Source organism: Halorubrum tibetense (assembly GCF_055396225.1).
This window is the reverse complement of sequence record NZ_AP043742.1, coordinates 3,014,437-3,034,593: the sequence shown is the minus strand read 5'-3', so window position 1 is coordinate 3,034,593 and position 20,157 is coordinate 3,014,437. Positions and strand designations below refer to the sequence as shown.

The window sequence follows — 20,157 nt, the reverse complement described above, 5'->3', positions numbered from 1 at the left end:
GACGGATGGATGTGGATGGCCAGACGGATGTGGACGCCGACCTCCCGTGAGGAACTATAAGACGATCCCCCGACCTACGGAGGGTATGGAACGTACCGTGACGGTAGTGCCGGAAGCGGGATTGCACGCGCGACCCGCCTCGAAGCTCGTGCAGACGACCAATCGGTTCGACGCCGAGGTGTCGATCGGTCGAGTCGAGAGCTCCGACGGAGCGGAGACGGACGAACGAAACGGGGCGGAAGTGCCCAGCGAGGAACACGTGGCCGCCGAGGCGGGGGAGCTCGTCCCGGCCAACAGCATGCTCTCGGTGACCGGGCTCAACGTCGCGCACGGCGAGTCGGTCCGCGTCGTCGCCGAGGGGTCGGACGCGGCGGCCGCGCTCGACGCGGTCTGTGCGCTACTCACGACCCCGGTCGAGGATGACGAGGACGGTGACGACGAGTGAGAACGCTCGACGGTGTCGGGAGTACGCCCTTGGCCGGCGTCGGAACCGCACGTTGGTACCGGCCCGACGAGGCGCTGACGCTCCCAGAGCGACCCGACTCGGAGGCGGACACGGAGGTAGACGCGGAAGCGGTCGACCCGACGGTCGAACGCGAACGGTTCGACGCGGCCCGCGACGCGGCCCGTGACGGGATCCGTCTCGCTCGGGAGCGCGCCATGGAGCGCGTCGGGGAGGAGGAAGCCGCGGTGTTCGAGGCACACGAGGCGTTCCTCGACGACCCGGGGCTCGTCGACGATATCGAGGGTGCCATCGACGCCGGAACGCTCGCCGAACACGCGGTTCACGACCGCTTCGACGAGGCTATCGGCCAGTTCGAGGGGATGGAGGGGAAGATGGCCGAGCGGGCGGACGACCTCCGTGACGTCCGGGATCGGCTGCTCCGCGCGCTCCTCGACGCCGCGACCGTCGACCTCTCGGCGCTGCCGTCGGGAACCGTGCTGCTGGCGGAGCGGCTCACCCCGAGCGACACCGCGACGCTGGACCCGGCCGCGATCGCGGGGATCGCGACCGCGGCCGGCGGTCGAACCGCCCACGCCGCGATCATCGCGCGATCCCTGTCGGTCCCGGCCGTGGTCGGCGTCGGTGACGAGCTCGCCGGGATCCCCGACGGCGCGTCCGTCCTCGTCGACGGCGACGCCGGCGAGGTCGTCGTCGATCCCGACGCGTCTCGGCGTGCGGCTGCCGAGGGGACGGAGACGACGGTCGTCGAGGAGCGCGTCTCGACCCGGGACGGGACGCCGATCGAGGTCGCGGCGAACGTCGGGAGCGCGGCCGAGATCGGCCCGGCGAGCGACCGTGGTGCGGACGGGATCGGGCTGTTCCGCACGGAGTTCCTCTTTCTCGATCGCGAGGCCCCGCCCGACGAGGAGGAACAGTACGCGGCCGTCTCCGCCGCGCTCGACGCGTTCCCCGACGACCGGGTCGTCGTCAGGACGCTCGACATCGGCGGCGACAAGGACGTCCCGTACCTCGATCTCCCGGCCGAAACCAACCCGTTTCTCGGTCGACGTGGGATCCGCCTGTCGCTGTCCGACCACGCCGGTCTGTTCGAGACGCAGCTGCGGGCGCTGTTGCGCGCCGCCGCGACGGACGGGGGCGGCCGCTTGGCGGTCATGTTCCCGATGGCGACGCGGGTCGAGGAGATCGACGCGGCGCTGGAGCGGATCGACGCGGTCGCGGCCGACCTCGATGCGGCGGGGATCGACTACGCGATACCGGAGCTCGGGGCCATGGTCGAGACGCCGGCCGCGTCGTTCGTGGCGGACGCGCTCGCCGCACGACTCGATTTTCTCAGTATCGGCACGAACGACCTCACGCAGTACGTGATGGCCGTCGACCGCGAGAACGACGCGGTGGGCGACTACCACGATCCGCTTCACCCGGCGGTGTTGCGGGCGATCGACCGAACAACGACGGCCGCGATGGCCACAGACGGGGACGTGTGGGTCGGGATGTGCGGCGAGATGGCCGGCGACCCGGAGCTGACGGCGCTGCTCGTCGGGCTCGGACTCGACGAGCTCAGCATGAGCGCCGTGACGATCCCGGCGGTGAAACGACGGGCTCGGGAGGTCGACGCGGCCGAAGCCCGCGCGCTCGCAGTCGACGCTCTCGCGTGTGAGACCCGCGAAGCGGTCCGGGAGCTGCTCGGGACGTAGCGGTGGTCCGCGGGCCGCTACAGCTTCTCGACCTCCCGTGCCGCCTCAGCCTGCTCTTTGACCGTCTCCAAGGTCGCATCGGGGTCGGTCGCCGCGACCGCCGCGTTGACCGCGCCTTCGAGCACGGGTGCGTCCGCGATGACCGCGTGGAGGTCGGCCATCTCGATCGCCACATCGGCGTTCATCACCGCGCTGCCGAGGTCGACGAGAACGACGACGCCGTCGCCGTCGTCGGCCGCGGCGAGCGCCGCCGTGATCGCGTCCGGAACGGTTCCGATCCCACCCTGTCCGTCGCCGCCGACGGCCTCGATGCGAGTGTCTCCGGCCATCTCGGCGGCGATCTCGCGGATCCCAGTCGCCGCGCGCTCGCTGTGTGAGACGACGACGAGCCCGACGCTCACGAGTCCCCCTCGGCGTCCACCTTGCTGTTCGTCCCGTCCGCGTCCGTCCCGTCCGTCTCCTCGTCCGGGATCGTCGGCGAGGTCGCGTCCACGTCCGGGATCGGTTCGTCGAGCCGATCCGCTGCCGTCTCCAGCAGCTCTTCCAGGATGAACAGCGTGCTCGTCGCGCCGGGGTCCTGGTGGCCGACCGACCGCCAGCCGAGGTAGGAGGCACGCCCCTTCCGCGCGCGGAGGGGAACGGTGAACGCCACACCGCGCTCTGCTGCGTCGACTGCCCTCGCGAGCGCTTCGAGCGGCGGCCGGTCGTCGGTCTCGATCGACTTCTTGAACGTGTGAACCGCCGGCGTCAGCGCGTCCACCATCGTCACGTCACCGACGCGGGCGTCGCCGCGGTCCGTCACCTTCTCCAGATACGTCTCCGCGAACGCGACGGCCGTCTCGGCGGTGACGCCCCCCTCCAGCTCCGCGCCCGCGAACACCAGCGACCCGCCGAACAGCGGCCCCGACGCGCCCCCGACCTCGGACATGAGCGTCTTCCCGACCGTCTTTGCGACCGTCTCCGGGTCCCGGTCGTCGAGGTCGTGTGCGGCGTCAGCGGCGGCCGCCCACCCCCGCGCCATGTTCCCGCCGTGGTCCGCGTCGCCGATGGCGGAGTCGAGCTGTGTGAGGTGGTCGCGCTCCGCCTCGATCCGCTCCGCGACCCGTTCGACGGCCGCGACGACCGCGTCGCCGTTCCCGCTCATCGGACGCTCAGTCCGGGGGTGTCGGCCGGCGCATCGAACAGCGTCTTCAGCTCGTCGTCGAGCACGCACACCGTGACGGAGACGCCCGCCATGTCGAGCGAGGTCATGTAATCGCCGACCCACGCGTCGTGCGTCTCGATCCCGCGCTCGCCGAGCAGTTCTTGAAGCCGCCGATTGACGACGAACAGCTCCATCTCCGGCGTGCCGCCCATCCCGTTGACGATCGTGAGCACCTCCGCCCCCTCCTCGACGTCGAGGTCCTCCAGTACGGCCTCGGTCAGCTCGTCCGTCACCTCGTCCGCGGGCATCGTGTCGGTGCGCTCGGTGCCCGGCTCGCCGTGGATCCCGATCCCCAGCTCGATCTCGTCGTCCCCCAGGTCGAACGTCGGCTCACCCTTCTCCGGCGTGACACACGAGGTGAGCGCCATCCCCATCGTGCCCACGTTGTCGATCACCTTCTCGGCGACGCGTTTGACCTCCGCCAGCTCCGCGCCCTCTGCGGCTTTCGCGCCCGCAGCCTTGTGGACGAGGATCGTCCCGCAGACGCCCCGTCGGCCGGAGGTGTACAGCGAGTCCTCGACGGCGACGTCGTCGTCGACGACGACGCTCTCCACTTCGATCCCCTCCATCTCCGCCAGCTCGATGGCGGTCTCGAAGTTCATCACGTCGCCTTCGTAGTTTTTGATGATGGCGAGTACGCCCTCGTCGCCGGCGCACGCGCCGATCAGCGCCTCGAACTCGTCGGCAGTCGGCGAGGAGAACACGCCGCCTGCGGCCGCCCCGTCGAGCATCCCGTCGCCGATGTAGCCGGCGTGAGTCGGTTCGTGGCCGCTCCCGCCCCCCGTGACGAGGTTCACCTTGTCCAGCGGCGCGTCCTCGCGGACGAGTACCTGCGTGTCGGGGAGCCGGCGGAGCCGGTCGGGGTACGCCGCGAGCATCCCGTCGAGCATTTCGTCGACGACGTCGTCCGGATCGTTGATGAGTTTCTTCATGATCGACGTACACACTGTCCCGTGACCGGTTAAAGATGGTGGCGTGAGCGGTCGTACGGGCGATTCTCGGCGAAGCTGTCCGCTGGACTTATAACACCTCATTCGTCGGCTGTGTTGAAACCCTCCAACGCTGATACGGGCTCCGTGCCGAGTACAGGGCGCGTATCTCGCAGACCTGTTTCGGAGTACGCGAACAAACTCGTACCGAGTTAGGTATCGAGTTCGGCAGCGAGGAACACCCAGTGTTCGTCTCTGTCATCGCTCTTTCTCCGAAAACGGAGGGTTCAACCAAACGGTACCGAACCATTCGCGGCTTAGCCCGTCGTCCTCTTCGTGAAACGCGTCGACGCATGTGGCGTTGCTTCGGCACCCGATGCAGGGTCTAGATCGAAACCTCCGACTGCCTCGGCGATCGGTCTGACAAACTCAGCTGGTGTGCCGAACTCATCACTGCTGTTCTCGTGGAACTCGTGTGAGAACAGGCTCACACGAGGATCACCACCAGGTTGACGGCGGCGACGACCGCGCCGATCACGGCGACCCCGAAGCCGACCCACGGGGAGACGTCGAGCGCGTCGGCGGCGGTCGGCCACGCGAGACAGCACACGGTGACCGCGGCGAGCATAACGAGCACCGTCGGCAGCTCGCCGAGCTCGAGGAGCCCGCGAACGACGGGGTTGGCTTCGCCGTCGACGCCGGCGACCCGCGCCGCGCCGATCGTCGTCGCCGTGGACCCGGCGGAAGTCGACCGGGACGTGGGAACCGCACGATAGGCAGTCGCTCCGGACACGCTCAGAACGGAGCGACATCACGCCGAGACCACCTCGGCTACCCCTGATCGCGGGACGGCACGGACCACCGGCTCAAAATATTCCCGGACAATTCCACGAGAGCGGTCGCTCGTGAGTAGTAGAGTACCGAAATTGGGTGGCTGGGGAGTCCCAGCCCACCAATTTACTCGGGTCGCGCCCGAGTTTAATTAAGGTGGGCCAACACGGATTTGAACCGTGGACCTCCCGGTTATCAGCCGAGCGCTCAACCTGACTGAGCTATTGGCCCAGGTGAGCGCATTCAGTAGTTCCGTGGGTAGGATTTTAAGGGTTTCCTTTCGGTAGCAGGTCGCCGTCCGGTGGTTTCTCACACGGACCGTGTGACGGGACTACGCCGTCGACCCCGAAGCGCCCCTGATTTCGAAGCGCCGCCCCACAACCGCTCAGTACGCGCCGATTATCCGCTCCGCCCGTCGTCGTCCTCAACCGTGTAGTCGACGTCGACGACATCGTCGCTATCGTCCCCGTTGTCGCCGCCGAACCCGGCCGCACCACTCGTGTCGCCGCCGTCGTCCGGGTCACCATCGCCACCCACCCCGCCGGGGAACCCGTCACCGGGGAAGTCGCTCTCGTCGAACCCGCTGGCGTCACCGAACCCGGCCGCGCCGCCGACCCCCGAGCCCTCGCCGTCGTTCGGAAACCCGCCGATGTACACGTTTCCAGTGGCGAACCCGCCCGTCTCGCGGTCGATGTACGGGACGACGACGTACTTCTTGACGGCCATGCGGATCGGGACGCGGGTGAGCGGGAGCGCGAGCAGGAACCCGATCGCGTCGGTGACCAACCCCGGCGTGAGCAGGAACGCGCCCGCAGCGATCAACAGGCCGCCGTCGAGCAGCTCATCTGTCGGGGGCCGTCCCTGCGCGAGCTTCCGTTGGACCCGCGCGAGCGTCGCACGCCCCTCGGCGCGCAACAGGAGCATCCCGAGGATCGCGGTTAACACCACCAGCCCGACGGTCATCGCCGGTCCGAGTCGTGTCGCGACGTAGACGAGGAACAGCGCGTCCACGAGGGGTACGACGAGGAGCAGTGCGAGCAGCGTTCGCGGGCGCATGGCCCAAACTTTCCGCCCGGCACCCATAGCCCTTTTCGTCGCGGCCGAAGAGCGTCGGGCCAGTCCGGCCTACCGATCCCGTACCGACCCGCGACCGCCACCGCTTTGACCGACCGGTCCGACTCAGCCCTATGGATCTCGTCGGCTCGCTCGGCCGCGACCCCCCGGACCGCGAGTCGTTGCCGCGGTGGGCCGCACCGCTCCCGAAGACGCTCGAGGATATCGCCTATCGGTTCGTGTGGGTCATCGTGGCGATCAACCTGGCGGGGACCGCGTTCGGCTTCTGGTACTACCGGTTCCAGTTCGGCCGCCACCCCGTGGAGATGTGGCCGTTCATCCCCGATAGCCCGCTGGCAACGCTGTTTATCGCGCTGGCGCTGGCGTCGTGGGCGGTCGGCCGGTCGAGCGACACCCTCGCTACACTGGCCTTTTTCGGGAACATCAAGCTCGGGCTGTGGACGCCGTACGTCCTCGTCGCCTTCTCTCCGGGGTTCCTCGCGAACTCCGGGCCCGCCATGTACGCGTTCTTGTTCGTGAGTCACCTCGCGATGGTGGTCCAAGCGTTCGTGCTCCACCGGATGACGGACTTCCCGGTCAAGGCGGTCGTGATCGCGACGACGTGGTACACGGTCGACCTGCTGATGGACTACTTCGTCCCGCTCGTGGGAGACGTTACCCACACGTCGGTGCCGTACGCAGGGAGCACGCCCTGGTTCACGACGACCGTCCTGCAGGTCGCGGCCGCCGGGGCAGTGACGCTTACCGTGATCCCGCTGTTCCTCGCGCTCGGTACCCGGGTGGCGACGTTGCGGGCGCGGGACGCCCCCGAAAACCCGGCTCGGTGAGGACGGCGGCGGTGCGAGCGCACGTTCAGTTAAGTGTACACGCGACGACGGGACGGTATGGACGTGTATGAGCGTCTCGCCGACCTCGCGGTCACGATCGAGTCGGTCGGGCGTCGACGGTACACCGCGGCCACGACGAGTGGATTCGAGCGAACGACGACGGAGTTCCGGCTGGAGGGTGACGGCGTCATCGGCCGCGGAGAGGACGTCACTTACGAGACGGCCGACCACGACGCGCTCGCGGGGACCGACCCGGTCGATCTCGAGGGTGAGTGGACGATAGCCGAGCTGTCCGCCGCGCTCGACGAGATCGACCTGTTCGCCGCGAAGTCGCCCGAACAACAGGCTTCCCGGAACTACCGTCGCTGGGCGGTCGAGAGCGCGGCGCTCGACCTCGGCTTGCGGCAGGCCGACACGAGCCTCGGGGCGTTTCTCGGGATCGAACCCGATCCGGTCCGGTTCGTCGTCTCGACGCGACTCGGCGACCCGCCCACGACCGACCGGGTACGAGAGCTGCGCGAACGCGACCCCGACGTGGAGTTCAAGCTCGACCCGACGCCCGACTGGCCGGAGTCCGTGTTCGTCGAGCTCCGCGAGACGGACGCCGTTCGCGTGCTCGATCTCAAAGGGTGGTACGAGGGGACCGACGTCGACGTACCGGCCGATCCCGAGCTGTATCGGGACGTGCTCGCCGCGTTCCCGACCGCGATCGTCGAGGACGCGGCGTTCACCCCGGAGACGACGCCACTTCTCGAGCCCCAGGCGGACCGGCTCGCCTTCGATTACCCGATAGACGGTGTCGATTCCCTGCAGTCGCTCCCCGTCGACCCGGGCTGGTGTAACGTCAAGCCCTCCCGGTTCGGCACGCTGGAGTCGGTGTTCGAGACGATCGCGTACTGTCGCAGCGAGGGGATCGCGATGTACGGGGGCGGACAGTTCGAGCTGGCGAGCGGCCGAACCGCGATCCAGACGCTCGCGGCGCTGTTCTACCCCGACGCCCCGAACGATGTCGCACCCCGGGCGTACAACGACCCCGACGCGTCGCCACCGTACCCCCGGAGTCCGGTCCGGCCGGACGCCGACGCCGTCGGTTTCGAGTTCTGAGCCCGCCCGCTACGAGACGAACTTCAGGAGGTCGTCTCGGTTGTGGTCGTGGAACCGCTCGCGGAGACACGACTCGAGCGCGTCGATGTCGCCGCGCTTCGCACAGATCGGCGCGACCGTGTCGGTCCACTGCTGCCACGGCGGGTACAGTCCGAGCCGGTCGCAGATCGCGTCCAGCCGCTCGTCGAGGTCGTCGATCTTGTCGGTCTTGTTCACGGCGACGATCGGGTCGACACCGACCTCTTGGAGGAACCCGAACATCTCCACGTCGTGCGGGACGTTCCCGCGCTCCGTGTGGCGGTCGATGATGTCGACCGCACTTTTCCCGTCGATGACGACGACGCCGGCGAGGATCGCCTCGGCGTTGTCCTCGACGTACCGCACGACGTCGGTCTTGATCTCCTCACGGCGATCGGCTTCGACGCCGGACATGAACCCGAACCCCGGTAAGTCGGTGAACATGAACGACTCGCTCGCCCAGTCGTAGTGGTTCGGCTGCCGTGTCACGCCCGGCTTCCCGCCGGTCGAGAAGTCGTGGCCCGTCAGCTCGCGCATCAGCGTGGATTTCCCCACGTTCGACCGCCCCACGAGGACGACCTCGGCGTCGCGGTCCGGTCGGTTCTCGAACATACGTCCCTTGAACGGCCGACCCGGTTAAAAGGCGCGTCGCGCGGCCGGGTCAGGCGATCACGGCGTCATCTGCCGATTCAGGCGATCACGGCGTCATCTACCGATTCAGGCGACCACGGTGTCGTCGGTGGGCGGTTCCTCCGACTCCGGGGTGTCCGACTCGATCCGCTCGTTGACGCTCGCGAACGCCGAGCCGAACATCCGGAACACGGCCACCTGCCCGTAGAACTGGACGAATGGGAGGAGCAGCAGCCCGATAACCGTCACCGCGAGGACGCCCGAGACGATCCAGACGACGAACGCCACGACGATCGGCAGGATCACGGCGGTGAGGTACTCCGTGCTCAGCAGCGTCGGCTTCAATAGCCCGACATCGAACGCCGCGGAGATTTCGCCACGGGTCGCGTACGCGCCGAGCGCCGCCGGCACCGCGTAGTAGATCAGGAACAGGACGGGGATGAACGCGAGCAGCATGAACACCCCGATGAGGCCGACGACGGCACCCAGATCGCCGCCAAGCGCCCCGCTCACGCCGAGCACGACGACGGCGAGTATCGAGTACAGCGTGATCGGTACGAACGTGTACGCGAACGCGATCACCGTCCCGATGACCCCTTTCATGAACATGTCTCCCCAGTCCTCGAACTCCGGGGGCGTCTCCTCGCCCTCGATCGTCGTTTCGAGGACTCGAACGAGATAGCCGAGGACGATGAACACCGGGATCAGGAACACCGAGAATGCCGTCAGCACGCCGCCGATGATCACTCGACCGATCCAGTCACCGCGTATCGGGTACGACAGCCCGTCTTCTAACATACCGCAAACGGTTCCGTGACTGATATATAAATCCCCCGGTAGTTGAGATCGTTCCGATCGGAACGTACTCCGGTCGTGTCGGGCCGTTTAATCCATCGGCGGTCAATGTTTCGACATGGATAAGCAGACCGTTCGCGAGGCCGTGTGGGACGCGCTCGAGGACCGCGGGGAGGCCCGGTTCCCGTTCCCGCCACACGGGCGGATCCCGAACGTCGCCGGCGCGACAGACGCGTGTGATCGACTGACGGAGACGGGGGCGTGGGAGACTGCGGAGACGATGAAGGCGAATCCGGACGCGCCACAGCTGCCCGTTCGGCGAGCCGCGCTACGTGCCGGCAAGACGGTGTTCGTGGCGCAACCCCGGCTCCGCGATCCCGACCCGTTTCTCCGGCTCGACCCGGACGACGTGGACGACATCGACGAGGCGACCACCGTCTCGGGCGTGTCGGCACACGGCGTCCCGGTCGGACCCGAATCGGTCCCCCACATCGACCTCGTCGTCTCCGGGTCCGTGGGCGTGACGACCGAGGGTGCGCGGATCGGGAAGGGAGAGGGATACAGCGACCTCGAATGGGCCGTGCTCCACGAGCTCGACGCGGTGGACGACGACACGACCGTCGCGACGACCGTTCACGAGCTGCAGGTTCTCGACGGGCCCGCTTCCCCGATCGCCGACCCGGAGACGCTCCCCGAGCCGGACGGACACGACGTGCCGATTGACCTGATCGTGACCCCCGAGCGGGTGATCCGAACGGGGGCCGACGCTCCACGGCCGACCGGGGTCGACTGGGAGGCTCTCGACGCGGCACGGCTCGACGCGATCCCGGTACTGGCCGAGCGCGCGCCCGATCGAGGGTGATCCGAGTCGGATCCTCCTCTCGATGGGCCGTCAGACGCTTATCGTTCTCGCCCGACCGCCGAGAGATCGATCCCGGTCGTGTAGTTGATCGTGTTCCGGTTCGGGATCGCGTACGAGAACACGTCCTCGGCGTTGAGGAACGTGTCGAGGTCGCCGTACTCTTTCCGGAGCGTGCTGTAGGAGTAGCTCCAGTGTCGGGTTCCTCGCGTTTCCACCAGTCCGTCGGGAACATCGAAGGCGTCCCACTCCATTACCGCCGCGGCGAGGTCGACGAGCCCCTGTAGCTCCTTCCGGCTGGTGGTGGGGTCCTCGAACGTACACTGGTACCCGCCGAGCCCGTGATGGCGCGATGTGACCTGTCCGCGCCCCCGTTCGAACCCTGTCCGTTCGATCCGTGGATAGAGCTCGTCGGCCAACCGCTCCTCGAAGTACGCCGTGTCGGTCCACTCGAACGAGGTCGTCAGGCTCTCGATCGGGACCCATTCGAACAGCCAGTCGCGCACGTTGTCCCGGAACCGATGCGACTGCGCGTTGATCCACGACGAGTCCGGCAGCCAGTACAGTAGTTTCTGCGTCGGGGTCGGGGACGGCGACTCGCCGTGGAGCCACGTCACGAGGTGGAGCGTTCCCAGCGGGTACTTCCGGGAGAACGCTTCGTGCGTGACTCCCCGGAGGAGGTTGGGGTTCAACGAGCTCCCGTGTGGCTCGATCGCGTTCGTTCCGTCGAACTCCAGGATGTGGTGACCGATCGAAGCGATCTCCGGGTGGCTGATATCCAGGTCCACCCAGACGGCGTCGACCAGCTCATCACGAGTGACGCCATCCACCGTGTAGAGGCGGTCGAAGCCCGCGTAAAAGCCGATCGGCTCCCAGTCGAGGCGGTCGGCGAGGTACGCCGCCGACAGGATCGCGTCGATGTCGGCACCGATCACCATGGACTTGCCCGGCTCACCAGCCCACGGGAACCGTTCGAGAACCGTGTCCGGTGACGGTGGATCGACGAACTCGGAAGGCATACCCTAGCAGGCGGTCCTCGCCGTACAAACCAGTTATCATGAACGGGAGCACGCGTGGGGATCGACGACAGCTGATAGAGGAACCGTCGTACTCCCTACTGGCTAAACCGACGACACCGTGTTTATCGAAGCGACGAACTCGATGCTGTCAGGCGATCACGCCTTTGTAGAAAATGAGCGCTGGAGGATTTGAACCCCCGACAACTTGGTCCGAAGCCAAGCACTCTATCCAGACTGAGCTAAGCGCCCGTATTAGTTCGTATCCAACAGACGGTTTTAACTCCCGCGATCCGGAGTCGCTCGCGGCACCGACCGGCACGGGAATTTGTTGGTCGAGACGGACCCGTGACGATCGACGTTGGACACGACGCGCGCCGATCAAAAAGAATATTATTCGGTCTGGGTATGTTCTCTATAGTCGATGTATCCCGGTCGGACGGCACGTCTACTGTACGAGTGCCCGGAGTCGACTCGACGGCGGTTAAGGGACACACATGTATGATCTGAACCCCCACCTCGACGTCGAGGTGGAACCGGGAACGAACTTGCTTCTCACCGGTCCCCCCCTCACCGGGAAGCGCTCGCTCGCGATGGACGTCCTCGCGGCCGGCACGGACGCGGGCGAGGGGGCGATCGTCGTCACCACGAAGGACGGTGCCGACCGCGTCCTCAAGGACTACGAGAAGCGGACGCCGTACGAGGGAAAGCCGGTGGCGGTCGTCGATTGTGTCACCCGGCAGCAGGGCGTCGGCGACGTCCGCGAATCCGACCGGATCAAGTACGCCTCCTCACCGGTCGACATGACCGGGATCGGGATCAAGCTCTCCGAGTTCCTCCAGGCGTTCGGCGACCGTGGGATCGAGCGCAACCGGATCATGGTGCACTCACTGTCGACGCTGTTGATGTACTCGGACCTCCAGACGGTGTTCCGGTTCCTCCACGTGTTCACCGGCCGCGTGCAGAGCGTGAACGGGCTCGGACTGTTCAGTATCGACTCGACGGCCCACGACGAGCAAAGCCTCAACACGCTCAAGCAGCTATTCGACGGGATCGTCACCGTCTCCGAGGACGACGACCCCGAGATCAGGCTGGCTTAAGCGGGGACGCGAGGCTTTAGGACGCTCCGTCGCGGACTCATACGTATGCCGATCACCAACGACGCGGGACTCGAACGCGCGCTCGACGCGGAGACGATCGCCGTCGTCGGCTGTTCGACGACGCCCGGAAAGGCCGCACACGACGTGCCCGCGTACCTCCAGAAACACGGCTATCGGATCGTGCCGGTCAACCCGTACGCGGACTCGATCCTCGGCGAGCCCGCCTACGACGCCCTCGGCGATGTCGACGTGACTATCGACCTCGTGAACGTGTTCCGACCGAGCGAGGAGGTCCCGGAGATCCTCAACGCGGTCCGGGAGCGACATGCGGCGCGCGGGGACGCCGGGATCGCGTGGCTCCAGTTGGGGATCACGCACGATGCGGCGGCGGCCGCGGCCGAAGCGGACGGGATCGAGGTCGTCCAGGATCGGTGTCTAAAGGTCGAACACGGGCGGCTCCGCGGGTAGATAGGTCCCGAGTTCTCGCCCGGAAACGGGGCGTTCCGGTCGGCGACGGATCGTCGACGGTCTGGACTCCCACTCACCCCGCCCACCGACCGCAACGAAGCACTCCGGGATCAGCCCTCCCACTCCTCGAACGACCGGTACACGCCCTTCGAGAGGTACCGCTCAGAGGAGTCGGCGAAGACGGTGACGACGGTGTCGCTGGGGGCGTCGATCGTCCCCTCGGCGATGTCCCGGGCGACCCGTTTCGCGGCGACGGCGTTGGCAGCCGCCGAGGAGGCGACGAGCTGGCCCTCATCGCGGGCGAGTCTCGCCATCTCCTCGTGAGTGTCGCGGTCGGGTATCGCGTGGATCTCGTCGACGAGGTCGGGGTCGAACAGCTCGTTCGTCTCGATGTCGTGGGTGCCGATCCCCTCGGTCTTGTACTCCTCGTGATCGACGTCCTCACCGAAGAACTCGCGGTACGCGGAGCCCGCGGGTTCGACGGCGGCGACGTGGGTGTCGGGGTCGCGTTCGAGGAAGTACTCGGCCATGCCCATCAGCGTGCCGCCGGTGCCACACCCGGCGACCACGGCACCGACCTCGCCGTCAAGCGCCTCGTCGACCTCTGGGGCGGTCGTCGCGTAGTGTGCCTCGGCGTTGAGCGGGTTGGAGAACTGCTGGGGGACGACCGCGTTCTCCAGCTCCTCCGCGAGCTGGTGGGCGCGCTCGATAGCGAACCCCATCCCGTCCTCGCTCGGCGTGTTGATCACGTCCGCGCCGAGCGCGCGCATGAGCTGTTGTTTCTCGACGGAGAACCGCTCGGGCACGACGAACACCGCGTTGAGGTCGAGCTGTCCCGCCGCGACCGCGATCCCGATCCCGGTGTTGCCGGCGGTCGGCTCGATGACCGTTCCGCCGGGGTCGATAGTTCCCTCCTCGAGCATGCGTTCGAGCATGTACTTCCCGATCCGGTCTTTGATGCTCGCACCCGGATTGAACGACTCGAGTTTGGCGTACACCGGGGCCGCGTCCGGCGAATCGTGGACCCGGACGAGCGGGGTCTCCCCGATCGTCTCCAACACGGAGGGGAGGGGCTCGCGGTGGTCGGTCATGTAGTGGCAACTGTTGCCGGTCGGTTTGTGCTTTTCCATCCCCCACATCGTCGCCCCCATCCCGGACGGATCGAACAACACTTATGGCGCTCGTCCGGCTTCCGAAGGGTATGAGCGAGACCGATGCGCAGGCCGACGTGACGGTCGTCCTCCCGGACGGATCAGAACTCCACGTCCCGTCCGGGTCGACAGTCGAGGACGTCGCCTACGAGATCGGCCCCGGGCTCGGTCGCGACACCGTCGCGGGGAAGATCGACGGCGAACTCGTCGAGAAGCACGCCCCGGTCTACGACGGCGCGCGGATCGAGATCGTCACCGACCAGTCCGACGAGTACCTCCAAGTCCTCCGCCACTCGGCGGCCCACGTGTTTGCACAGGCCCTCCAGCGGCTCCATCCTGAAGCGACGCTCACGATCGGGCCGTACACCGACGAGGGGTTCTACTACGACGTGACCGACGTCGACCTCGACGAGGACGACCTCTCGGCTATCGAAGACGAGATGGACGCCATCATCGAGGCGGACTACGACATCGAACGCGTCGTCCGGTCGCGCGAGGACGCTCGCGAGATCTACGCCGAAAACGAGTACAAACGCGAGATCCTCGACGACGAAGCGTCCGGTGAGGAGGTCACCTTCTACAAACAGGACGGGTGGCAGGACCTCTGTCAGGGGCCTCACGTCGAGTCCACGGGCGAGATCGGAGCCGCGACCCTGCTCAACATCTCCTCGTCGTACTGGCGCGGCGACGAGGAGAACGACACGTTGACCCGCGTGTACGGTACCGCCTTCGCGACCGAGGCGGCCTTGGCGGAGCACCTCGAGATGCGCGCGGAGGCCAAAGAGCGCGACCACCGAAAGATCGGCCAGGAGATGAACCTGTTCTCGATTCCGACGGTGACCGGTCCCGGTCTCCCGCTGTATCACCCGCCGGGCAAGACCGTCCTCCGAGAGCTCTCGGATTTCGCGAACGAGCTGAACCGTGAGAACGGGTACGAGGAAGTCGAGACGCCACACGTGTTCCGAACGGAGCTGTGGAAGCAGTCGGGCCACTACGAGAACTACAAGGACGACATGTTCCTCCTCGACGTGAACGACGAGGAGTACGGCCTGAAGCCGATGAACTGCCCCGGCCACGCGACGATCTTCGACCAGTCGACTTGGTCGTATCGAGACCTTCCGAAGCGGTACTTCGAGAACGGGAAGGTGTACCGGAAGGAGCAGCGCGGCGAGCTCTCCGGGCTCTCGCGAGTCTGGTCGTTCACCATCGACGACGGCCACCTGTTCGTGCGCCCCGACCAGATCCGCGCGGAGATCGAGTCCGTCATCGACATGATCTTCGAAGTGGTCGAGACGCTGGATCTGGAAGTCGACGTCGCGCTCGCGACCCGACCCGACAAGTCCGTCGGCGGCGACGATATCTGGGAGTCCGCCGAGGAACAGCTCCGTGACGTGCTCGAATCCGGCGGCTACGACTACGATATCGAGCCGGGCGACGGGGCGTTTTACGGCCCGAAGATCGACTTCGGCTTCGAGGACGCGCTGGGTCGGGTGTGGGACGGCCCGACCGTCCAGCTCGATTTCAACATGCCAGAGCGGTTCGATCTCTCCTACACCGGCGAGGACAACGAGGAGCACCGGCCGGTGATGATCCACCGTGCGCTGTACGGCTCCTACGAACGCTTCTTCATGGTGCTGATCGAGCATTTCGACGGGGATTTCCCGCTGTGGCTCGCGCCCGAGCAAGTCCGGATCCTGCCCGTCTCCGACGAGTCGCTCGGGTACGCCCACCGCGTAAAGAACGCGCTCGCGGAGGAGGGGTTCCGCGTCGAGGTCGAGGACCGCGACTGGACCGTCGGCCGCAAGATCCGTCAGGGCCACGACGACCGGCTCCCGTACATGCTGATCGTCGGTCCCGACGAGGAGTCGTCCGGGACGATCTCCGTCCGTGACCGCTTCGAGAACGAGGCCGACGAGGTCGATCCCGACGCCTTCGTCGATCACCTCGTCGCCGAGCGCGACGAGAAACGGACCGAACCGGACTTCCTCGCGGAGTGACCCGCCGCGGGGTCGTCCTGTCCCGTGAGTAGCGTCTCCGCGACTCGCGTCCCGTGTACCCTCGGAACGCCCTTGGTCTCGTTTCCACAGCCACCCGCCTGTTATCGCCCTCGCGACCGCCGTCCTTTTGCGCGTTGCCCGCGCCTGTCGATCTATGAGCCAGATGCCGGAGCAGTCACGGCCGGCCGAAGAACCGCCAGACGTCGGCGAGCTAACGCCGCCCGACCGGACCCTGATGGGTCCTGGCCCGAGCGATGTCCATCCCCGGGTGTTGCGCGCGATGAGTACGCCGCTCGTCGGCCATCTCGACCCGTCGTTCATCGAGGTGATGAACGAGGTACAGGAGCTGTTACGCTACACGTTCCGCACCGATAATCAATGGACGATCCCGGTGTCGGGTACCGGATCCGCAGCGATGGAGGCCGCCATCGGTAACCTCGTCGAGCCCGGCGACACCGCCCTCGTCCCGACGAACGGCTACTTCGGCGGGCGGATGGCCTCGATGGCCGAGCGGGCAGGCGGGGAGGTCGTCACCGTCGACGCCCCGTGGGGTGAGCCCCTCGACCCCGCGGACGTTGCGGACGCCTTCGACGACCACCAGCCGGACGTGTTCGGGTTCGTCCACGCGGAGACGTCGACCGGCGTGCGACAGCCCGACGTGTCCGAGCTGACCGACATCGCGCACGCCCACGACGCGTACGTCGTCGCCGACGCGGTCACGTCGCTCGGCGGCGTGGAGTTCCGCGTCGACGAGTGGGACCTCGACGCCGCCTACTCGGGGCCACAGAAGTGTCTCTCCTGTCCCCCGGGCGCGAGCCCGCTCACCCTCTCCGACCGCGCGATGGACAAGGTGCTCGACCGGGAGACGGAGCCGCGATCGTGGTACCTCGACCTCTCGTTGCTGGAGGGGTACTGGGGTGAGGACCGCGCGTACCACCACACTGCCCCGATCACCAACGTGTACGCGCTTCGGGAGGCGCTTCGCCTCGTCGCCGAGGAGGGGATAGAGGCGCGATGGGACCGCCATCGCGCGATCGCGAGCGACCTCAAAGCCGGGGTGCGGGAGCTCGGCCTGGAAATGAATGCGCCCGACGCGTACTGGCTCCCCAGCCTCAACGCGGTCCGGGTCCCCGACGGCGTCGACGACGCTACAGTCATCGACTACCTGCTCACCGAGTACGACATCGAGGTCGCCTCCGGACTCGGCGACCTCGCCGGTGAGGTCTGGCGGATCGGCTGTATGGGGTACTCCGCGCGGCCGAAGAACGTCGAGTACCTGCTCGCGGGGCTGGCGGAGGCACTGGCAGCGGAAGGGTTCGAGGGGTAGCGTCGCCCGTCCGCTCGAACGACTCAGGTGGTCGATTTACTCGGACGGCTCGCAACGCGGTACCGACCCTCGAACGGGGTTTTAGTGACCCCGACGGCTACTGCCGGTATGTCCGACGTCTTCGGCCGGGCGATCCGCGACCACTTCCGCGACGAGCGGACCGAGCCGCTCTATCACTCCGACGGGGCGGCCGCCGTCGAACACCCGATCGAGTCGTTCTACTTCACCCCGTTCGACCCCGACGCGGGGACGAACGGCTGGCTGGCCGACCACCTCCAGGGGCCGCTCGTCGACCTCGGTGCCGGGACCGGCCGACACGCGCTGTACTTCCAGGATCGGTTCGAGACGATCGCTATCGAACCGAGCCCGGCGCTCGTGGAGACGATGCGTGACCGTGGCGTCGAGGACGCCCGTGAGGCCGACATGTTCGAGCTGCGCGAAACGTTCGGGCGCGACCGATTCGGCTCGGCGCTCGCGAACGGGACACAGCTCGGCCTCGCGGGGTCGATGCGTGGGCTCTCGGCGTTCCTCGGCGACCTCGCGTTCGTCACTCGGCCGGACGCTACGGCGGTCGTCGACTGTTACGACCCAAGCCATCCCGACACCGCCGAGCTGATCGGCTACCGCGACGACCCGACACCGGGGCTCGCCCACCGCGTGATGTTCTTCGAGTACGAGGGGGATCGGAACCCGATCCTCCAGTTGCGGCTGTTCAGCCCGGACAGACTCCGCGAGGCCGCGATCGGCACCGGTTGGGAGGTGACGGACATCGTTCGTGGCGACGGCTCGAATCACCACTACCGCGCGGCGCTGGCGAAACGGTGATGCCCCTCTTCATCCGTCGATCTCGGCGAGGATCCGCTCGCGGATCGGTTCGGCGTCGACCGGTGCCCACGCCTCGATGTCGTAGGTGACGTCGGCGAGCGTCTCCAGCCGCTCCGTGTCTCCGGCGTTGATCGCGTCGATCGCGTCGGCCGAGAGCCGATCGAGGACCGCATCCGACAACGCCTCTCGGTCGACCTCGCGGTCCGGGACGTCGAGGATGTGCGGCAGATCCTCGGCGCCCTCGGGAAGCTGAGGGAACGCCGCCGGGCCCACCGCGAGAAAAGTCGGGTCCCGGTCCGAACCGGTCGAATCGTCGTCGGGGTCGGTTGGATCGACGGGATCCCCGTCGACCGACACCGCCGATCGGGGCGTGGGCACGATCGCGTACTCCGCGACACCGACGTCGATCGCGGCCGCGATCGCCGCGTCGTCCACCTCGGTCCGTCGTTTGAACGCGAGCTCGGAGAGCGCGCGGGACAGCTCCGCGCGGGTTACCGAGCCGAACAGGTCGACCACCCCGGCGAGGTCGTCGCGGGCGGCAACACTGGGCGCGGGGTCGTCGGTCTCCCCACTGTCGGCCACTACTCGTCACCCCCGATCGAGCCGTCGGTGTTCGACGCCGGTGACTCTGCCGTGTCGGCCGGGCGGTCTCCCCTCTCGTCGATCACGGCCTCCAGATCCCCGCGAGCCGCCTCGGCGACCGCTTCGGGCGCGAGGGGGGCGTCGTTCCACGCCGGTAGCCGAGTGTCGGGCTCCGGGGGTGCGATCGCCTCGGCGTACGTCGCCACTTGCTCGCGCTCGTCCGGGCCGTCGTACGCCAACCCGTTGAACGCCGCGTCCGTCGCGTATCGTCGGACGAGTCGATCGGCGGTTTCGCGGTATCGTGCGGGGAGCGTCCCGTAATCGACATCGACGCCGGCGTCGGCCACCGCCCGCAGCGTGGCAGCCCCGACCGCGCGGCTCATGTCCGCCAGCCCGGTCGGCCCCTCGACGGAGCGGTGGTCGTGCTCGTACCTCCCGAGGTCCACCTGTGCGCTTCCCTCGAAGCCGGCGTGAGCGAACGCCTCGCCGAGCGTACCGACCTCCAACCCCCAGCCGCGCTGGACCCGGAGCCGCGAGACGAGGTCGGTCGTCGCCGCGAACTCGCCGGCGAGCGCGTAGCGGAACGCCTCCAAGTACTCGAGCACCGGGGCGTCGTGGGCGTCTGCGAGCGCGCGGACGAGCGGCCGGAAAAAGAGCCGGAACAGTCGACCGTATAGCGCCCCGTCCTCGACGCGGGCGTAGTACCCCTTCGAGAACTCGTGGCCGTGGGCGATCGGGAACAGCAGTCGATTCACGAACGCGGGCGAGTACGTCTTCGTGTCCGCGTCGTGGACGACGACGAACTCCTCGGTCAGCGCCCGGCCGAGCGCGAGCCACACGTCTCGGCCCTTCCCGCGGTCGCCGTCGACGCCCCGGTTCCCGAGCAGGGAGTCGAGGCGCGGGCCGTCACACCACAGCGTCTCCACATTGAGGTCGAACCCGTCCAGCCAGTCGGCGAACGGCCCGGCGCGCTCGGGGGTCGCTCGTAACGGGACGATCACCCGTGCGGGGTCGACGCGTTCGAGGGCAGTAAGGACGCGCTCGGCCGCGAGCGTGCCGTACTCGCGTTCCGTCATCGGCACCACGACCGCCGCGCGGCCGGTGGGGGCGTCCGGCCGGTGGTCCGTCAGCGCGTGAAGCGTCGTCACGCGCTCCTGTACGTACTCCATTAGCGGATCAAAGGGGGACGAGCCCCTAAATACGCACGATACCGGGGGATCCGACGTCGTGAGTGCGGGGTTCGACAGCGTGAGTGCGGGA

The 20,157-nt window shown here is 67.5% G+C and carries 21 protein-coding genes, 2 tRNA genes and 2 pseudogenes; 10 read left to right on the top strand and 15 right to left on the bottom strand.

Annotated features, from left to right (window positions below; all coding sequences use genetic code 11):
- Positions 1-85 precede the first annotated feature (85 nt).
- A complete protein-coding gene (locus tag ACZ5TV_RS15005; protein ID WP_379783017.1) occupies positions 86-445 on the top strand; it encodes an HPr family phosphocarrier protein in 360 nt (119 codons plus the stop codon).
- Positions 442-2,160 (top strand): phosphoenolpyruvate--protein phosphotransferase, encoded by a 1,719-nt coding sequence (ptsP, locus tag ACZ5TV_RS15000; protein ID WP_464383952.1) that lies wholly within the window; start codon positions 442-444, stop codon positions 2,158-2,160. The genes ACZ5TV_RS15005 and ptsP overlap by 4 nt, the downstream gene beginning before the upstream one ends.
- A 17-nt stretch (positions 2,161-2,177) precedes the next feature.
- Here the strand turns inward: ptsP and dhaM are convergent, their stop codons facing one another.
- From dhaM to ACZ5TV_RS14960, 8 genes and pseudogenes are all read right to left on the bottom strand, one after another.
- Positions 2,178-2,561 (bottom strand): dihydroxyacetone kinase phosphoryl donor subunit DhaM, encoded by a 384-nt coding sequence (gene dhaM / locus ACZ5TV_RS14995; protein ID WP_464383951.1) that lies wholly within the window; start codon positions 2,559-2,561, stop codon positions 2,178-2,180.
- Positions 2,558-3,304, bottom strand: a complete 747-nt coding sequence (gene dhaL / locus ACZ5TV_RS14990; protein ID WP_379782921.1) for a dihydroxyacetone kinase subunit DhaL — start codon at positions 3,302-3,304, stop codon at positions 2,558-2,560. Before dhaL ends, dhaM begins: the two co-directional genes overlap by 4 nt.
- Complete coding sequence (gene dhaK, locus ACZ5TV_RS14985; protein ID WP_379782923.1) at positions 3,301-4,296, bottom strand: dihydroxyacetone kinase subunit DhaK; 996 nt, start codon at positions 4,294-4,296, stop codon at positions 3,301-3,303. Before dhaK ends, dhaL begins: the two co-directional genes overlap by 4 nt.
- Before the next feature lie 314 nt (positions 4,297-4,610).
- Complete coding sequence (locus ACZ5TV_RS14980) at positions 4,611-4,784, bottom strand: hypothetical protein (protein ID WP_464384353.1); 174 nt, start codon at positions 4,782-4,784, stop codon at positions 4,611-4,613.
- Positions 4,781-5,023, bottom strand: a pseudogene (locus ACZ5TV_RS14975) (hypothetical protein); the annotation flags it as partial. The gene ACZ5TV_RS14980 and the pseudogene ACZ5TV_RS14975, both read right to left, overlap by 4 nt.
- A gap of 16 nt (positions 5,024-5,039) precedes the next feature.
- Positions 5,040-5,105, bottom strand: a pseudogene (locus ACZ5TV_RS14970) (hypothetical protein); the annotation flags it as partial.
- A 176-nt stretch (positions 5,106-5,281) separates the two neighbouring features.
- Positions 5,282-5,355, bottom strand: a tRNA-Ile gene (locus tag ACZ5TV_RS14965).
- 168 nt (positions 5,356-5,523) lie between these two features.
- Positions 5,524-6,180, bottom strand: a complete 657-nt coding sequence (locus ACZ5TV_RS14960; RefSeq protein ID WP_379779495.1) for an FxsA family protein — start codon at positions 6,178-6,180, stop codon at positions 5,524-5,526.
- Positions 6,181-6,311: 131 nt separating this feature from the next.
- Here ACZ5TV_RS14960 and ACZ5TV_RS14955 point away from each other — a divergent pair, with 131 nt between their 5' ends.
- A complete protein-coding gene (locus ACZ5TV_RS14955) occupies positions 6,312-7,025 on the top strand; it encodes a DUF1405 domain-containing protein (RefSeq protein ID WP_379779497.1) in 714 nt (237 codons plus the stop codon).
- Positions 7,026-7,082: 57 nt separating this feature from the next.
- Positions 7,083-8,129: an enolase-like domain-containing protein gene (locus tag ACZ5TV_RS14950; RefSeq protein WP_379779499.1), complete on the top strand. Its 1,047-nt coding sequence runs from the start codon at positions 7,083-7,085 to the stop codon at positions 8,127-8,129.
- Positions 8,130-8,138: 9 nt separating this feature from the next.
- Here ACZ5TV_RS14950 and engB read toward each other — a convergent pair whose 3' ends face one another.
- Positions 8,139-8,759 (bottom strand): GTP-binding protein EngB, encoded by a 621-nt coding sequence (gene engB, locus ACZ5TV_RS14945; RefSeq protein WP_379779501.1) that lies wholly within the window; start codon positions 8,757-8,759, stop codon positions 8,139-8,141.
- Between the two features lie 105 nt (positions 8,760-8,864).
- Entirely contained in the window at positions 8,865-9,575 is a 711-nt protein-coding gene (locus ACZ5TV_RS14940) for a DUF4013 domain-containing protein (protein ID WP_379779503.1), read from the bottom strand.
- A gap of 115 nt (positions 9,576-9,690) precedes the next feature.
- Between ACZ5TV_RS14940 and ACZ5TV_RS14935 the strand changes: the two genes are divergently transcribed.
- Positions 9,691-10,434: a 5-formyltetrahydrofolate cyclo-ligase gene (locus tag ACZ5TV_RS14935; RefSeq protein WP_379779505.1), complete on the top strand. Its 744-nt coding sequence runs from the start codon at positions 9,691-9,693 to the stop codon at positions 10,432-10,434.
- Between the two features lie 38 nt (positions 10,435-10,472).
- On the opposite strand, the gene ACZ5TV_RS14930 is transcribed toward ACZ5TV_RS14935, so the two are convergent.
- Together ACZ5TV_RS14930 and ACZ5TV_RS14925 are read right to left on the bottom strand one after the other, a co-directional pair.
- Positions 10,473-11,450, bottom strand: coding sequence for a hypothetical protein (locus ACZ5TV_RS14930; protein WP_379779507.1), 978 nt, complete (start codon positions 11,448-11,450; stop codon positions 10,473-10,475).
- Positions 11,451-11,624: 174 nt separating this feature from the next.
- Positions 11,625-11,699 (bottom strand) — tRNA-Arg (locus tag ACZ5TV_RS14925).
- A 245-nt stretch (positions 11,700-11,944) separates the two neighbouring features.
- Between ACZ5TV_RS14925 and ACZ5TV_RS14920 the strand changes: the two genes are divergently transcribed.
- Both ACZ5TV_RS14920 and ACZ5TV_RS14915 read left to right on the top strand, forming a co-directional pair.
- Positions 11,945-12,547 carry an RAD55 family ATPase gene (locus ACZ5TV_RS14920; protein ID WP_379779509.1) on the top strand — a complete coding sequence of 201 codons (603 nt, stop codon included), beginning with the start codon at positions 11,945-11,947 and terminating at the stop codon, positions 12,545-12,547.
- A 45-nt stretch (positions 12,548-12,592) separates the two neighbouring features.
- A complete protein-coding gene (locus ACZ5TV_RS14915) occupies positions 12,593-13,015 on the top strand; it encodes a CoA-binding protein (protein ID WP_379779511.1) in 423 nt (140 codons plus the stop codon).
- A 110-nt stretch (positions 13,016-13,125) separates the two neighbouring features.
- Here ACZ5TV_RS14915 and ACZ5TV_RS14910 read toward each other — a convergent pair whose 3' ends face one another.
- Positions 13,126-14,106 carry a PLP-dependent cysteine synthase family protein gene (locus ACZ5TV_RS14910; protein ID WP_379779529.1) on the bottom strand — a complete coding sequence of 327 codons (981 nt, stop codon included), beginning with the start codon at positions 14,104-14,106 and terminating at the stop codon, positions 13,126-13,128.
- An 83-nt stretch (positions 14,107-14,189) separates the two neighbouring features.
- Here ACZ5TV_RS14910 and thrS point away from each other — a divergent pair, with 83 nt between their 5' ends.
- The 3 genes from thrS to ACZ5TV_RS14895 all read left to right on the top strand — a co-directional run bounded on the left by thrS (position 14,190) and on the right by ACZ5TV_RS14895 (position 18,315).
- Positions 14,190-16,163 carry a threonine--tRNA ligase gene (gene thrS / locus ACZ5TV_RS14905; protein ID WP_379779513.1) on the top strand — a complete coding sequence of 658 codons (1,974 nt, stop codon included), beginning with the start codon at positions 14,190-14,192 and terminating at the stop codon, positions 16,161-16,163.
- Positions 16,164-16,317: 154 nt separating this feature from the next.
- Positions 16,318-17,490: a pyridoxal-phosphate-dependent aminotransferase family protein gene (locus ACZ5TV_RS14900; RefSeq protein ID WP_379779515.1), complete on the top strand. Its 1,173-nt coding sequence runs from the start codon at positions 16,318-16,320 to the stop codon at positions 17,488-17,490.
- Between the two features lie 108 nt (positions 17,491-17,598).
- Positions 17,599-18,315 (top strand): methyltransferase domain-containing protein, encoded by a 717-nt coding sequence (locus ACZ5TV_RS14895; RefSeq protein ID WP_379779517.1) that lies wholly within the window; start codon positions 17,599-17,601, stop codon positions 18,313-18,315.
- A gap of 9 nt (positions 18,316-18,324) precedes the next feature.
- Here the strand turns inward: ACZ5TV_RS14895 and ACZ5TV_RS14890 are convergent, their stop codons facing one another.
- Entirely contained in the window at positions 18,325-18,897 is a 573-nt protein-coding gene (locus ACZ5TV_RS14890; protein ID WP_379779519.1) for a DUF7109 family protein, read from the bottom strand.
- Positions 18,897-20,066: a glycosyltransferase family protein gene (locus ACZ5TV_RS14885; RefSeq protein WP_379779521.1), complete on the bottom strand. Its 1,170-nt coding sequence runs from the start codon at positions 20,064-20,066 to the stop codon at positions 18,897-18,899. Before ACZ5TV_RS14885 ends, ACZ5TV_RS14890 begins: the two co-directional genes overlap by 1 nt.
- Between the last annotated feature and the right edge of the window lie 91 nt (positions 20,067-20,157).

Excerpts from the sequence above, each read along its gene's own strand:
- ACZ5TV_RS14915 (WP_379779511.1), top strand. The coding sequence starts at position 12,593 with ATGCCGATCACCAACGACGCGGGACTCGAACGCGCGCTCGACGCGGAG.
- thrS (WP_379779513.1), top strand. The coding sequence starts at position 14,190 with ATGGCGCTCGTCCGGCTTCCGAAGGGTATGAGCGAGACCGATGCGCAG.
- ACZ5TV_RS14920 (WP_379779509.1), top strand. The coding sequence starts at position 11,945 with ATGTATGATCTGAACCCCCACCTCGACGTCGAGGTGGAACCGGGAACG.
- ACZ5TV_RS14935 (WP_379779505.1), top strand. The coding sequence starts at position 9,691 with ATGGATAAGCAGACCGTTCGCGAGGCCGTGTGGGACGCGCTCGAGGAC.
- ACZ5TV_RS14885 (WP_379779521.1), bottom strand. The coding sequence starts at position 20,066 with ATGGAGTACGTACAGGAGCGCGTGACGACGCTTCACGCGCTGACGGAC.
- ACZ5TV_RS14910 (WP_379779529.1), bottom strand. The coding sequence starts at position 14,106 with ATGACCGACCACCGCGAGCCCCTCCCCTCCGTGTTGGAGACGATCGGG.
- engB (WP_379779501.1), bottom strand. The coding sequence starts at position 8,759 with ATGTTCGAGAACCGACCGGACCGCGACGCCGAGGTCGTCCTCGTGGGG.
- ACZ5TV_RS14950 (WP_379779499.1), top strand. The coding sequence starts at position 7,083 with ATGGACGTGTATGAGCGTCTCGCCGACCTCGCGGTCACGATCGAGTCG.
- ACZ5TV_RS14960 (WP_379779495.1), bottom strand. The coding sequence starts at position 6,180 with ATGCGCCCGCGAACGCTGCTCGCACTGCTCCTCGTCGTACCCCTCGTG.
- dhaK (WP_379782923.1), bottom strand. The coding sequence starts at position 4,296 with ATGAAGAAACTCATCAACGATCCGGACGACGTCGTCGACGAAATGCTC.
- ACZ5TV_RS14930 (WP_379779507.1), bottom strand. The coding sequence starts at position 11,450 with ATGCCTTCCGAGTTCGTCGATCCACCGTCACCGGACACGGTTCTCGAA.
- ACZ5TV_RS15005 (WP_379783017.1), top strand. The coding sequence starts at position 86 with ATGGAACGTACCGTGACGGTAGTGCCGGAAGCGGGATTGCACGCGCGA.
- ACZ5TV_RS14940 (WP_379779503.1), bottom strand. The coding sequence starts at position 9,575 with ATGTTAGAAGACGGGCTGTCGTACCCGATACGCGGTGACTGGATCGGT.
- ACZ5TV_RS14900 (WP_379779515.1), top strand. The coding sequence starts at position 16,318 with ATGAGCCAGATGCCGGAGCAGTCACGGCCGGCCGAAGAACCGCCAGAC.
- ACZ5TV_RS14895 (WP_379779517.1), top strand. The coding sequence starts at position 17,599 with ATGTCCGACGTCTTCGGCCGGGCGATCCGCGACCACTTCCGCGACGAG.
- dhaL (WP_379782921.1), bottom strand. The coding sequence starts at position 3,304 with ATGAGCGGGAACGGCGACGCGGTCGTCGCGGCCGTCGAACGGGTCGCG.
- ACZ5TV_RS14955 (WP_379779497.1), top strand. The coding sequence starts at position 6,312 with ATGGATCTCGTCGGCTCGCTCGGCCGCGACCCCCCGGACCGCGAGTCG.